The organism is Aurantivibrio plasticivorans, from assembly GCF_055392955.1.
Map to the genome: position 1 here is coordinate 3,682,356 of NZ_AP036020.1, position 13,783 is coordinate 3,696,138.

General features: G+C 45.4%; 16 protein-coding genes. 10 read left to right on the forward strand and 6 right to left on the reverse strand.

Features of this window, described 5'->3' with window-relative positions; all coding sequences use genetic code 11:
• The first annotated feature begins 1 nt into the window (after position 1).
• From ACZ5NB_RS16430 to ACZ5NB_RS16465, 8 genes are read left to right on the forward strand one after another with little or no spacing between them, the layout of a single operon-like run.
• Positions 2–646, forward strand: coding sequence for an RnfABCDGE type electron transport complex subunit G (locus ACZ5NB_RS16430; RefSeq protein ID WP_460233366.1), 645 nt, complete (start codon positions 2–4; stop codon positions 644–646).
• Between the two features lie 60 nt (positions 647–706).
• On the forward strand, positions 707–1,387 hold the full coding sequence (locus tag ACZ5NB_RS16435; RefSeq protein ID WP_460233367.1) for an electron transport complex subunit E: 681 nt from the start codon (positions 707–709) through the stop codon (positions 1,385–1,387).
• A gap of 30 nt (positions 1,388–1,417) precedes the next feature.
• Positions 1,418–1,678, forward strand: coding sequence for an RnfH family protein (locus ACZ5NB_RS16440; protein ID WP_460233368.1), 261 nt, complete (start codon positions 1,418–1,420; stop codon positions 1,676–1,678).
• 6 nt (positions 1,679–1,684) lie between these two features.
• A complete protein-coding gene (locus tag ACZ5NB_RS16445) occupies positions 1,685–2,164 on the forward strand; it encodes a NifB/NifX family molybdenum-iron cluster-binding protein (protein WP_460233370.1) in 480 nt (159 codons plus the stop codon).
• A 15-nt stretch (positions 2,165–2,179) separates the two neighbouring features.
• Entirely contained in the window at positions 2,180–2,623 is a 444-nt protein-coding gene (locus tag ACZ5NB_RS16450) for a flavodoxin domain-containing protein (protein WP_460233371.1), read from the forward strand.
• A gap of 9 nt (positions 2,624–2,632) precedes the next feature.
• Complete coding sequence (locus ACZ5NB_RS16455; RefSeq protein WP_460233373.1) at positions 2,633–2,980, forward strand: MmcQ/YjbR family DNA-binding protein; 348 nt, start codon at positions 2,633–2,635, stop codon at positions 2,978–2,980.
• The gene (locus ACZ5NB_RS16460; RefSeq protein ID WP_460233374.1) at positions 2,980–3,429 is read left to right on the forward strand and encodes a group II truncated hemoglobin; all 450 of its coding nucleotides are present in this window, start codon (positions 2,980–2,982) and stop codon (positions 3,427–3,429) included. Before ACZ5NB_RS16455 ends, ACZ5NB_RS16460 begins: the two co-directional genes overlap by 1 nt.
• Positions 3,430–3,439: 10 nt before the next feature.
• Positions 3,440–4,111, forward strand: coding sequence for a DUF6933 domain-containing protein (locus ACZ5NB_RS16465; RefSeq protein WP_464107580.1), 672 nt, complete (start codon positions 3,440–3,442; stop codon positions 4,109–4,111).
• 43 nt (positions 4,112–4,154) lie between these two features.
• Here the strand turns inward: ACZ5NB_RS16465 and ACZ5NB_RS16470 are convergent, their stop codons facing one another.
• On the reverse strand, positions 4,155–5,216 hold the full coding sequence (locus ACZ5NB_RS16470) for a tRNA-uridine aminocarboxypropyltransferase (protein WP_460233376.1): 1,062 nt from the start codon (positions 5,214–5,216) through the stop codon (positions 4,155–4,157).
• Positions 5,217–5,461: 245 nt separating this feature from the next.
• On the opposite strand from ACZ5NB_RS16470, the gene ACZ5NB_RS16475 reads away from it, so the two are divergent.
• Complete coding sequence (locus ACZ5NB_RS16475) at positions 5,462–6,934, forward strand: metallophosphoesterase family protein (protein WP_460233377.1); 1,473 nt, start codon at positions 5,462–5,464, stop codon at positions 6,932–6,934.
• A gap of 147 nt (positions 6,935–7,081) precedes the next feature.
• Here ACZ5NB_RS16475 and ACZ5NB_RS16480 read toward each other — a convergent pair whose 3' ends face one another.
• From ACZ5NB_RS16480 to ACZ5NB_RS16500, 5 genes are read right to left on the reverse strand one after another with little or no spacing between them, the layout of a single operon-like run.
• Entirely contained in the window at positions 7,082–7,981 is a 900-nt protein-coding gene (locus tag ACZ5NB_RS16480) for an ABC transporter permease (RefSeq protein ID WP_460233378.1), read from the reverse strand.
• A complete protein-coding gene (locus tag ACZ5NB_RS16485; protein WP_460233379.1) occupies positions 7,978–8,961 on the reverse strand; it encodes an ABC transporter permease in 984 nt (327 codons plus the stop codon). Before ACZ5NB_RS16485 ends, ACZ5NB_RS16480 begins: the two co-directional genes overlap by 4 nt.
• The gene (locus tag ACZ5NB_RS16490; RefSeq protein WP_460233381.1) at positions 8,958–9,944 is read right to left on the reverse strand and encodes an ABC transporter ATP-binding protein; all 987 of its coding nucleotides are present in this window, start codon (positions 9,942–9,944) and stop codon (positions 8,958–8,960) included. The genes ACZ5NB_RS16485 and ACZ5NB_RS16490 overlap by 4 nt, the downstream gene beginning before the upstream one ends.
• The gene (locus ACZ5NB_RS16495; RefSeq protein ID WP_460233382.1) at positions 9,937–10,965 is read right to left on the reverse strand and encodes an ABC transporter ATP-binding protein; all 1,029 of its coding nucleotides are present in this window, start codon (positions 10,963–10,965) and stop codon (positions 9,937–9,939) included. Before ACZ5NB_RS16495 ends, ACZ5NB_RS16490 begins: the two co-directional genes overlap by 8 nt.
• Complete coding sequence (locus ACZ5NB_RS16500; RefSeq protein ID WP_460233383.1) at positions 10,962–12,635, reverse strand: peptide ABC transporter substrate-binding protein; 1,674 nt, start codon at positions 12,633–12,635, stop codon at positions 10,962–10,964. Before ACZ5NB_RS16500 ends, ACZ5NB_RS16495 begins: the two co-directional genes overlap by 4 nt.
• A 568-nt stretch (positions 12,636–13,203) precedes the next feature.
• Between ACZ5NB_RS16500 and ACZ5NB_RS16505 the strand changes: the two genes are divergently transcribed.
• Positions 13,204–13,764 carry a DUF6795 domain-containing protein gene (locus ACZ5NB_RS16505; protein ID WP_460233385.1) on the forward strand — a complete coding sequence of 187 codons (561 nt, stop codon included), beginning with the start codon at positions 13,204–13,206 and terminating at the stop codon, positions 13,762–13,764.
• Positions 13,765–13,783 lie beyond the last annotated feature (19 nt).

A 13,783-nucleotide genomic window follows, 5' to 3' on the forward strand; every position in this document is an offset into this window, starting at 1 on the left:
AATGGATACAGCTCCCTCGCAGAACATCACACGTTTTCACTCGAAACTGAGTTATCACGCCATACTGCTGGGCGGCGTGTGTGCGATAGTCAGTATTATGTTGTTGTTTGGTAATGAGGAAACAAAACCTAGAGTTGAAAAGCTGATTGAAGCCGACAAAGTCGCACTGCTTACGGAAGTCTTTCCCGATTCACTTTATGACAACGAACCGCTAAGCACGACGATACAACTAGCCGGATCAGCCGACTTTTCCGCTCCGATAGAAGTTTCTACAGCAACGCTAAACGGTGCATTTAGTGGCGCTATATTACAAAGCGCCGTGCCCGGCTGGGGTGACAATATCTATTTTATTCTTGCTGTCGATCAAAACATGAAGATTACTGGTGTTCGAGTGGTTAGCCACAAAGAAACACCAGGCCTAGCTGACGGCATCGAGCGCAATAAATCGGATTGGATCAACAGCTTTTTAGGTAAATCGCTCAGTAATACTCCAGGCCCCGATTGGCGAGTTAAAAAAGATGGTGGTGAGTTCGATCAGTTTACAGGGGCGACTATTACACCACGCGCAATGGTGAATGGTGTTTATCACGCCTTGCTGCAGTTGCAACAGTGGCGCGAACAAACACCTCGCGAAGCATCTGAATAGTGAGTTGTTGATGCCACTTTTTATAAAGCTAGTGGTATTGATATTCGTATAGAGGTACTTATGAATCAGTCTTATCAAAAAATATTCAGTGATGGATTGTGGAACAATAATGTTGCCATGGGGCAAATGCTTGCTTTATGCCCCTTACTAGCGGTGACCACCTCTGCCACTAATGGTTTGGGTATGGGAATAGCATCGATGGTAGTACTGTTTATTACCAATATCTTTATTTCCGCATTGCGACATTTTATTGCGCCTCAAGTACGTATCCCTGTTCTGATTGTCATCATTGCTTCTGTAGTAACCCTCGTTGATATGGCTATCAACGCTTGGTTGCACCCGCTATATAAAGTACTCGGTTTATTTATTGCGCTAATTGTTACCAACTGCGCCATTCTTGGTAGAGCGGAAAGCTTCGCAGCAAAAAATTCCATTTTTGTCGCAGGTGCAGACGCTGTAGCTATGGGTTTAGGTTTTACTTGGGTGTTGGTTGCCATTGGCGCAATGCGAGAAATTTTTGGAAGCGGTACTTTATTTTCACATGCCTCCTTATTGCTAGGTGAAAATTTCGCTTGGCTCGAAATCACTGTCATACCTAACTTTTCAGGTATTTTATTATCTGTCTTACCACCGGGTGCGTTTATAGCGCTCGGCTTATTGATTGCTATAAAACGGGTTATTGATCGGAAATTTGCCGGCAGCAAAAAATCTTCTGATCTCGTTATGCCAAGTAATGTTTAATCGTAATTATCCATTAATGAGTATATAGCCATGAAAGTCAGTGTTGTGTACGCAGGATATACCGCGCAGTCATGGATTGAGCTCAATGTTGATGACGACTGCATAATTAGGGATGTCATTGAACAGAGTGGGATTCTCAGCAAATTCCCAGAAATTGATTTGGATTCAATGAAGGTTGGTGTTCATGGCAAGGTGACGCCGCTCAAGAAGGGTCTATCCGAAGGAGACCGGGTAGAGATTTATCGGCCCATTACGCGTGTACTGGATGACGACGATGATGATGACGATTAATAGCCTATGAATACTGCAGCCCAATTAGCCTGTGTCGCCGAAGCACAAACCAACGATGACGACTTACTTGTGGCATTCGCCTCCTTAGACGGCGATATGGTCGACCAGCACTTTGGTTCCGCTCAAGCTTTTTATCTGTACGCCATTAACAATGAAGGCGCTGAACTTATTGCCTCACAAAATTTCGGTATCGAAAAGAAAGATGGTAACGAAGATAAACTAAAACCTAAACTCGCCTGGTTAGCCGGTGCTGATATTGTATATTGTGGTTCGATTGGTGGGTCAGCGACCCGCCAGTTAATTACTCTTGGCGTTCACCCTATCAAAGTTAAAGGTGGACCGGACGTCGAAGAGCTTATCGAAGATATACAAATACAACTGGAGGGTGACAAAGAACCCTGGTTAGAAAAACTCATTCAGCGCAAAGCAAAATCGCAAGACGAAAACCGTTTTGATACTATGGATGATGAAGAGTGGGATGGGTAGTTCCACTAAAACATCATGGCGACTATTCAAATTATCGTAGGCACAGTAGAAGGTAACGCTTGGAAAGCAGCACAGGCAGCATCAGCGATCTTAGAGAAACTAGGGCACCAAACTCAAGTTAATGAAGAAACCACCCCTCACGATCTTACGCGTGACAAAGACGAATTACTGCTAGTGTGCTGCTCTACGACAGGCGACGGTGAAGTACCCCGCAATATCTATCCAGTTTATTCCGCATTGAACAATGAAGTGTTGGACTTATCGGGGAGACATTATGGCATCATCGCTTTAGGCGATAGCGGTTTTCCTCGCTTCGCACATGCAGGTATGCTAATCGAAGATGCCTTGTACCGGTCTGGAGCCAAACCCATTGGCAAATTACTACGCATCGACGCACAGGTTGATGACCGCCCTCAACTTACCGCCGCGATGTGGGCAAAAGATTGGCTCGCAGGTTAATTTCGCAACATGAAATATAGTGAAGTGATGAAATATTGCCTGTCGTTTCCTGAGACGAAACGTCAGCCCTTGAGCGCGGATGGAAATGCTTTTGCGTTGTTAGCTGAATCCAGTCCGTTTGGATATTTCGAAACAGGCGCCCCCATCCAATGGCGATTTTCTTTGCGCGTAACGGAATCTCACTTTAACGACCTTCCCAACCCACCTTTAGTTCGCAAGGCTAATAAAAAGGTGAAGAAAGAAGATAATGATTATTGGATCACTATACAACGTGTTGAGAACTTTGATGAGACGCTGCTGAAAGAATTGATTCAATGGTCGTATCAACGAGCGCTAGAAAACAAGGTAACACACTAATGACACAAGAAACGTTGCCTGTTTACGGCGTAGACGATGCAACTTACCAAGCCGCGGGTGGGCTAGAAGGTATCACTCGAATCGTCGACCGTTTTTACGATTTAATGGATAGCCTACCCGCAGCTAAAGTCCTGCGTGACATGCACGGGGACGATCTAGCACTATCGCGACAAAAACTAACGTATTTTCTATCCGGCTGGATGGGTGGGCCAAAGCTATTCGCTGAACATTTTGGCCCGATTAACATTCCTATTGCCCACAGCCACCTACACGTCGATGAAGAGTCTAAAAACAGCTGGTTGCACTGCATGGATCTCGCGCTTCAACAGCTCGATTACCCCAATGACTTCCGCAATTACTTGATGCAAAAGTTAGCTGTTCCAGCGGAAAGCATTCGATTAATGTCTGGCCTTCATCCAGGCCACGCTGCCACTAAACAAATCCCATAAGGAATCGCGTGTGTTATTAATAGAAGTGTCCAAAGAACTAGCAAAGCCGTTATCGCGACACGTTTACTCAAAAAGTAGACCCAATATTAATTTACAACCCGATTTATTATGGAATGCCGACATCGCCCAAATCGGCAGTAATGCATGTGTTGTCGCACAAGAACAATATACCAATTATATTTTAGTGCTTTGCGGTTTAGATAAAGATGACTTTGCGCAGTTCCCATTGTTATTCACTGATCGTCTTTGGCGTGAAGCAGTCGCCATTTGTGAACAAGCAAACCTTTACGAACGATCTATTTTAAGTAGACATTTAAAACAGATTTTTGATTCCCAAAGCTATCGACTAAATCCAGAGCCTTTAGAAGAAGGGAAGCTGCTTAATGTGATTGAAAAGCTGGAACGCCGATTTTTATACGATAAAGAACCTTTGCCGATGGATGGCAAGTCAGCGTTTGAATACACCTTCCCAATCAATACGCGCAAGCCAAAAAGTCAGCAGCAGAACGATCAACCAAGTGCCGTCGAGGCTCTAGGCAATTATTGCTTAAACCTCGTGGAACACAGCGTCGAAAATCAACCAGCTGAACCAGACCCGGTCATATCGACAACCGACAACCGACAACCGACAACCGACAACCGACAACCGACAACCGACAACCGACAACCGACAACATTGTGAAGGTTAACTTTTCACAACATAGATAATCGCAAATTTAACTATTTCAAGTCCTGTAATTTAAGTGATTTTTGTAGTTTTTCTGATATATATCCTCACCCATTACTTCTATGTGTTTTTGCATATAGCCTCCGAGCATTTCTGCCAACGGATTATCTTGCATTACCGCTGCAAACGCTTCTACGCTCGATAATGATTGCTCATCAGCCACTTTTCTTAATAGGTATTGAGACGCCGACGCTGGTCGCAAACTAGTCCTTGGCAATACTTGCAACCAAGGATTCTGATGAAGTATTTTTTTCGCCTTTCGCCACGTTGCATCTAATAGTATGTAAAATTGATCGTCGGATTCCTTAATTGATTGCTCAGCATGTTCTAGCCCATCGCTTGGAAACAGTAGGACCATATGTTCTTTTCTTAATGGAGAAAATAGCTCCCCCTCCTTCACTAGCACATTTGGGTAGCGCTGCTTAATTAACGAAACAGTGGATAAGGTCCTTTTGCGCTCGCCAGGATGACGAAGAATGATAATAGGAGGAGATTCAAGCTTCGGTTCAATAACACCACAGTTACACACTTTTTTCGGCAGGCCACACCCGAAACAGTAGCGAGTTTTCACCAAAGAGTGATGATAAATTTGCGTCCGCTTTATTTTGCTTTCTGATTTATGAAACTTTACACCGATAATTGTGCCTTTCTCATCGGTATAGAGATCTATATACCGTTTAGCAAGACCGCCTTCCGCCTTGGTAGAATCGAATACTGGAATACTGTAGCGATCTTTAGCAACCAGAGTAGGTTTACCTGCTGTTACTAGTACGTGTCCCGTATCACCGGATTTTGGCAATATATCTTTGCGCCACGCCAATAGACATCCTTCGTTCAGCTGACTTATCTTGTTACTACCGATTTCTTGTAGCGATGCATAGTAGTGAACCGCTTTGGGCCGTATCAATTGATAGGGAAAAGGGAGTTTTAGTTTTTCAAACGCTAGATTAATCAGACCAGAACAATCACAAGCTATCTCGGCGGCGGTTACGCTCGCTTGTCGAGAAAACGACTTATTGGAGATTTGAAGCCAATTCTCGAGTAAATTTAATACATTCATACCTAATCATGCTGACTAATGAAAGGGTTGTAATTCTAGCAGGTTTATAGACGAAACCTTGTGGACCATTCACATCGAGGGAGCATTCTAGGAGGATCTAGCTCTCTACTGAGAAAGGCTGTAAAGTACATCAGGTATAGCACAACAGGAACAATAGCGACGCGCATTGAATAGTACGCTCAACCAATAATAAATAAAATTACATAAACTCGACAACAAAAAACGCGACAGGCAGGAGTTAGCTTATGACGGAATATACGACAGATACCAGTAAATGGAGCATTTCAATACATAGAGTATCCTCTAGCACAGCAGAGGTTTGGGTTGGGTCGCTATTTCCTACATTGATCAAACCTAAAAAAGCGCGTGTCCAACTACTCGAAAATGGCAGCGTGATTAAAACACGTAATATCAACACCAAAAGCTGGAAACGGCCGTTTCGAAAGACTACTCAACGATTCTGCACCACCGTTGAATTTTCCGGCTTATCAGAGTCCTCTGAATATACCGTTCGGTTTGAGCGCTTTGTCGATCCATCTGAAATGACCAAACCTTCTGGTTGGATGCATCTACGCAGCGCCTACTTTAAGACACTACCCAGTAGAATACCGACAAAATCTCAAGTGCCTTTCACTATTGGGTTAGGCAGCTGTTTCTACAACCACCGGGATGGCGGGCAAGCCGCTGGTGCATACCAGGCGCTGTACGAGAGAGGTAATGACAACGTTAAACCCGACGTCACTTTTTTGACCGGCGACCAAGTTTACTTGGATATTGGCTTCGATTCACTATCACGAAGGCCCGAAGAAATCCGGCAACGCATTGGTGATGACTACGCAGCACATTGGCAAGCTCTAGGAGGCATTCTTAATCGAGGTGGTACCTGGATGCTGCCAGATGATCACGAATACTGGAATGACTACCCCTTTCACGATTCACTAATTCCGCAATTGCTTGCACTAAAGCTAAGTAAGGTAAGAAAAGCGTGGACAGATGCGTCCAAGGATGCTGTCAAAAACATTCAACGCTCACCCAAAGTCGAGTTCTTGAAGTTTGGCGACGACCTATCAATTTGCTTAGCGGATTTGCGGTCCTACCGATCCAAGTCCAATTTTCTTCCAAGCAAGCCATTCAATGAGCTTGTCAATTGGGCGGAGTCTTTAAAGGGACCTGGAGTACTCGTTATTCCGCAACCTTTGATAGTAAAAACCAACAACACCGAAAGAAACTTATTAAGTTTTAAATCGCAGTATAAGCGTTTATTAGAAGCGCTGGGCAGTAGCGGTCACGATATTGTGGTGTTATCAGGAGATGTTCATTTTGGCCGCATCGCGTCTTGTCAACTCGGCAATAACGGTGCAACACTGACTGAAATAATCTCTTCCCCAATGTCAAACTTAACCTATTTGAATGGGATAGCGACGTCCAAGTCTGAACACAAGCCGAAAAAATTTCCAGAAGAGCAAGTATTACCCGATAGTTGGGCGCAAGTAAAAGTTAACTACAGTAAGAAGCTCGATGTCAGTACAAAGAAAGGGTTTATATTTTCAGCCTACCCCAAAACGAGGACACGAGAGCATTTCATGACCATTAGCTGCCATCGAGATGGCGGTAAGATTAAACTCAACGTGCAAGCTTGGCGCGTAAGAGAGCGAGCCGGCAGTAAAAATTTGCCAAAACCTGAATTTTCGAAAGCACATACTTTTAGCTTGAGTTAATTACGAACGAAGAATCGCGCTAAACTACCAATTCGCTCGATTGCTATAGGGCTAGCCAAACCGGCTAGTTGCGCTAGCCCCTTAGCTGATAAAACGAACACACATACTGATAAGTCGCGTTATGATAGCTAATCACTGCGCTTAGCGTTAGTATTCGGCTTTAGGGTCAAACGCATCTTGCAGCCCATCACCTAAAAAGTTAAACGAAATGACCGTCGCAAAAATTAATAGCCCTGGATAAACGGCAAGCATTGGAGCCTCCCAAATCAATTCTTGTGCGTTGGTAAGCATATTGCCCCAGCTCGGCATGGGGGGCTGAATACCTAACCCCAAGAAACTCAAAACAGACTCCAATAAAATTACGTTCCCTACCGATAGGGTGATAGCAACGACAATGGGGGAAATAAGGTTTGGCAGAATGTGTTTAAACATAATGTGTATATGCCCCGCCCCTACACCTTCAGCCGCTTTAACATAGTCACGCTCTTTTATGCTCAGCGCGGCACCTCGCACCAACCTCGCAACAGTGGTCCAGCCAACGAGGGCAACAATAACGACAATGCGATAGAAACTGACATCTTCCGAGTCAATCCAGGATTGCGGCAAACCAATCTTATTCAGATCGATTGCTGCTAACACAATCAACAGTGGCAACAACGGCAAGGCAATTACACCATCCGTTAAGCGCATGAGGATGGCATCAAGTCGACCACCATAGTAACCAGCAAACAAACCGACAATCGTTCCTATACTTGCCGCTGCACAGGCAGCAGTTAACCCCGCGTATAAGGACACTTGCCCGCCATACAACAAGCGTAAAAATGTATCTCTCCCTAATTCATCGGTGCCTAGCCAGTGCTCACTGGATGCAGGACTCATACGGTTAAACAAATTAACAGCATTGGCATCAAGTCCAAGCCAGCTCTCAATCATCGGCGCTATAGTGACAACAATTATCATAATGACGAGCAAAGCAAAACTTGCGATTGCAAGGGTGTGACGTCGGAAGCGACGCAGCGCTAGGTAGAGTGGCGAATTTCTATTCATGCGCTCACCCCGTGAGTAGACGTGGTGTTTCCGCCGACGCTAATACGGGGATCAAGCCAAGCGTAACAAATATCCGCAAGAGCATTCCCCGTAAGGGTCAATGTAGTCGCGAACAACAGCGCGACCAGCGCCAGGTTGAAATCATTTCCCATTACGGATTCAAAAATTAGTTTGCCCATACCGGGCCAAGAAAAAATAGTCTCGGTAATAAGCGCTCCGGAAAATAGCGTGCCAAAATCTAACGCAAGAATTGTTACGACAGGAATCATTGCATTGCGTAAGCCATGCACCCAAATCACACGCAAGGTGCTTGCGCCCTTTGCCCGCGCGGTACGAATATAGTCTTGCCGCAACACCTCAAGCATTGAAGCTCGAACATAACGTGCGTGACCGCCAACGCTGGCGACTGTGATTGTCGCCGCAGGTAAAATCAAATGACGTAACTGTTCAAAAAAGCCGGCGTCTGCAGGTGCCGTACCACCGGCAGGCAGCCAACTCAATTGCACCGCAAACAAAATTAACAGCATCAATGCCAGCCAAAACGATGGAATTGAAATACCCGCAAATGCAAAAAGGTTTACGCCATAGTCAAAAATAGAACGAGGTTTTGAAGCTGCTAATACGCCAACAGGAATCGCGATCGACACTGATAAAACGAGGGCCAAGCCTAGCAACATAACGGAATTTTTAAGCGCCGGAATGAGTACTTCCAATACAGGCTGAGAAAACAAACGAGAATAACCCAAGTCACCCGACAGGGCCGAAACAAGCCAATTCCAGTAACGCTCGTAGATAGGGAGGTCCAGCCCATAGAGCTGACGAAGATGTTGGGCGTCTGCCGATGTTATATTTGGATTAGAGCTAATCATTAGGTCGATGGGGTCGCCAGGCATTAGTCCCATCAGTCCGTAAATCAAAAACGACATAACAAAAAGCACAATCAGTGATTGCCCAATGCGCAGCATAAAAAATCGAGTCATTCGATTTCTCCCCTGAAGTGGCAAGCGACTAATTGATTCTGTGATCCGTCGATTGCTTCTAAGTTGGGGCATTGCTGACGGCATATGGGTTGCGCATGAGGGCAACGCGGATGAAAAGCGCAACCCGATGGAGGGTGCAATGGACTCGGTGGGTCACCATGGAGGACTTGCCCCATTGGCGTTTTCTTGTAGGTCATCCTAGGGACAGACGCTAGTAATGCTCGTGTGTACGGGTGCTCAGGTTTTCCGAACAATTGATCACGCGAAGCAACTTCTACAATCCGTCCTAAATACATCACCGCAACACGATCAGCAATATGATGCACCACCGCCATATCATGGCTAATAAAAAGATAAGTAAGTGCGAATTTTTCTCGCAACTCAACCAACAAGTTGAGTATTTGACTTTGCACCGACACATCAAGCGCCGACACAGGTTCGTCAGCCACTATAAACCGGGGGTTCAGAACTAACGCTCGCGCAATCGCAATTCGTTGACGCTGGCCGCCGCTAAATTCGTGTGGATATTTTTTAAGGTCTTCTTCACCTAGACCTACTGACTCTAGGAGCTTGATAGCTTCTATGTCTTGCTGCTTAACGTCGTAGAGGGCGTGAATTTTCATCGGCTCGGTGAGAATTCCCTCCACCGTATGCCGAGGATTGAGAGAACCTACGGGGTCTTGAAAAATCATTTGCACTTCTCGACGGAGTGGCTTGAGTTGTTTACGATTTAGCGCAACCACATCATCTCCGGCAATAGACAGATCACCCTCGGTGGGCTTGTCCAATAACGCAAGAATACGACCGAGAGTTGATTTTCCACAACCACTTTCACCGACCAATGCGAGCGTTTCACCTTCGCGAATCATCAAACTGACATCCGAAACAGCGGCAACACCGGGCGGATAAACCCGGCTGATATGCTTTGCATCGATAAGCGGATTCGCAGGCACAGTGTTGGTTGATTCGCTTGCCTCAGTCATCTAACTCACCCTGACACAATGAGAAACAGGCGGCACGATGAGTAGGGGAAATAGAAATAAGCTCTGGAACCTGCTGACACTGAGCAAAAGAGATTGGGCACCGCGGTTGAAAATAGCAACCCGCCGGCCGCGCAGCAGGCCCCGGTACGCGACCAGCAATAGCAGGCAGGTGTGAAACGCTCACACCAATTCGAGGGGTTGTCTCTAACAATGCTTTTGTATAAGGGTGTATTGCATTGGCCAAAATATCGCGAGATGTTCCGTATTCAACAATTTTTCCCGCGTACATCACGGCAATATCATCTGCCATACGTGAGACAACATTAAAATCATGACTGATAAATAAAATTGCCGTACCGTGTTTCGCTTGCAACTCTTGCATGAGGTCAAGAATTTGAGCTTGAATAGTGACACCCAACGCGGTTGTAGGCTCATCAGCAATTAAAATATCCGGCTCGCAGGCGAGTGCCATCGCAATCATCACTCTTTGCCGCATACCACCCGATAACTCGTGAGGATAATTTTTTGCGCGCGCTTTGGGATCTGGGATACCTACAGAGGCGATAACCTCAATGGCCTTTTCCTGTGACTCCCGCTTAGATAGCCCACGATGTAGGCGAAAAGATTCAGCGACCTGAGCACCCACCGTAAAAACAGGATTAAGTGCACTCATCGGCTCTTGAAAAATCATCGCGATACGATCACCTCGTATACGACGCATAATTTTTTCGTTAACGTGTGAGAGGTCTTGTCCCTCTAGTAAAATTCTACCCGAGAGAATACTGCCAAATGAAGGTAAGAGATTCAGTAACGCTAAAGCAGAAAGAGATTTACCACATCCACTTTCTCCAACTAACGCCAAGGTCTTTCCGCGCTGCAAGGTAAAACTAATATTTTCAACAACACGAATTAAACCGTCATCAGTATCGAATCCGATACTCACATCATCAACGGTTAAGAGCGATTGTGATGATTTTTCCGCAGTGCTTTCCTTGTCTAGCGGTTGTCCCGCTAGACTCATTCAGCTCGACTCCAATATTCAATTGCTTCCGTAGAAGGATATTGGTGGCCAGTGGGCACAACACCCTTTAACCACTTTGGCCAAATATGGGGATTAGCGCGGAAGTACAAAGGCAGCGCAGGGAGTTCTTCAACATAAATATCCTGCATACGTTTCCACAATGGCGTTCGCTTTTCGAAATCCAACTCTTCTTCTAGCGCCGCTAGCAGCTCATCCATTTCCGAATGTCGAAATCCCGTGTAGTTCTGGCCAGAATAGTTATTAGCTTCTGTGGGGATTTCTGTTGAATGGAGTTGTGGGCGAGGGGGATTTTCTGGCGAGCTCATCCATGCATACATAACCATCGCGTCAAATTTACGCTCACGTGTTGTTTGGCCAAAAAACACACGTGGCGGCTCATTGCGAATTCGAATATCAATCCCAACTTGTTTCCACTGACTCTGCAACACTTGCTGAACCAGCTCACGCGTTTTGTTACCTGCTGTTGTATTCAACTCCAATCGTAATGCGTCACCGTTAGCATTGTGACGAACACCTCTCTTAATAATATTCCAACCAGCCTCCTCTAGGAGTGATTTCGCCTTGTTTACGTCAAAAGGATATCTTTTTATGTCTGGCGAATAGACTTTATCCAATGGGCTAATATCGCCATGCGCTACAGGTTGTATCCCATTAAATAATTGCTGGCTAATTAACTCTCGATCAATCGCATACAACAAGGCTTGACGGACGCGCTTGTCTTTAAGAATGGGATTATCCAAGTTCAAGTCGATGTGCTCGTAAATTAGTCCCGGTTTATAAACAATTTCAAATTTTTTTCCGTGGCGCTTTTTAAACGCGATGGCTTGATCAAGTGTTACACCAAGCTCACCGGCAATCATATCAATATTACCTGACAATAAATTGGCTTCTAATGCCGCGGTATTTTCGATCGTGCGGACAATGATTTTGTCGAAATACGGTGCTTTCCCGTGCCAGTACTGGTTGCGCTCCAACGTAATACTTGAACCACGCACAATATTGGTAACGCGATAAGGCCCTTGATAGAGGCCCGGATTGGTTGAATCCGAATCGTATTTTGTACGGTTTTTATATTCTCTGGGATCGTTTTCAAAGATATTGCGCTCGAGATGGGCAGGGAGTAGATAGATATCGTTAATACGATTGTAATCGTAGGTGCGTTTATCTAGATGAAAGGTAAATGTTTTGTCATCCTTAATATCTAACTGATACATGCGCCGGTAGAGCTCCATATTATTAATACCGACTTCGGGGTTTCGACCGACCTGCCAAGCAAATTCAATATCTTTCGTTGTCACCGGCACACCATCCGCCCACTTTGCATTTTTAGGTAACGTGAAGGTCATGGACATTCCCGGCTTGCCATCCGGCGTTTCCTCTAACACCGCCAAGCCATTTTCTAAGGTCGGCAATGTCTCACAAAACAGGCAGGTCATATTCCAATTCGCATCAATGGTTGTAAGCTGACGCTGCGCCATGGCTAATACATAACTTTTCGCTACCATCGACTCTATATTCGGATGTAACGTCGCGGGAAATTGAGAAATACCAATAGTAAGTGTTTTATCTTCGGCTCTAGCAACATCAACTGCCAAAAAAGACAATAAGACACTGAACATTATTAAACATAGACGGTGTATCTTTTTCACCACACTAATTCCTCAAGCGAAATTTTATCGAGACTAAGCGTTTCGAGCCTGCATACGGCAGGCAACGACCACTCTTTTACGACAACATTATAATCGGCTTTGCTCCCACGGCACCTGACGGCAAGCAAGCCACAAACTGTATACAATTCAACCAGTTGCAAGCCAATTCACTGCTGTGCAGTGTAGCAATACATGAGCCAGAGGAAAAATCCTGTATTATCAAGAAATTAGCGGCCACTCTCACATTAAGCTTCACACCAGCGAAACACATAGGTTGCTCGCGACGCTTATCTAGATCACTCCTAAATATGATGGGCTATTACAGATGTGAGTCTATTCACAGAACCTCAATACACCGAATTATTCACTTTACGCTCAACCAAACCAACCAGTAGACTCCCAGTTGGATGGCAATTTTGCACGACCACCCCTGCACCACCACGGTTCGCGAATGCCATACCAGACTAATATTGAGTCGAATAGAGCCATCACCAATCGAGAAATATGAACACGGAATCGTTACTGTCATTTTCTATATGACAGACGCGTAAAAGGAGCTATTCGCTAGATGTCATCACGACACGCATCGTTCCCAAACAATAGATCAGCCCACCGACCGTCACTACGCCAATTGGCGGTCCTGGTGATTAGCGGCGCATTACTGACCTTCTCTGCAATAGGACTTGCTAGCAATATGTTTAATATTTTTAAAGCCGATACCGTTCACCTCTGCCCCGATGTTGTTGGTAGCCTGAAGAACGAAGGTAAGCCTGCGGCAGGTATTCGTATTGTGCGAGGCTTGGACTTCGCGGACAACTATCAAGAAGATGAAGTTGTAACCGACGCTGACGGCAATTTTCAGTTTCCGAAAATAGAAAAAGAAATCCGCAACGCCAATAGTTTCGGCACCGCCAGCATTATGCAAGTGATCACGGCACACCTTGATGACCGTGAAATTATTCTTTGGACCACGGTAGCGCCGAATATCATTCCGCATAAAACCATTACTGAAAAATTGTCAGCGCTGCATTGTGACCTAAGCAATCCTGAGGAAGGTTTCAGCTTCCCCAATCAGGAGTCTAGCGACGGCGCCACCCACGAGGTATTGACCATTTGCCGCTGGAAATAAACAGCGATAGAAAACACCG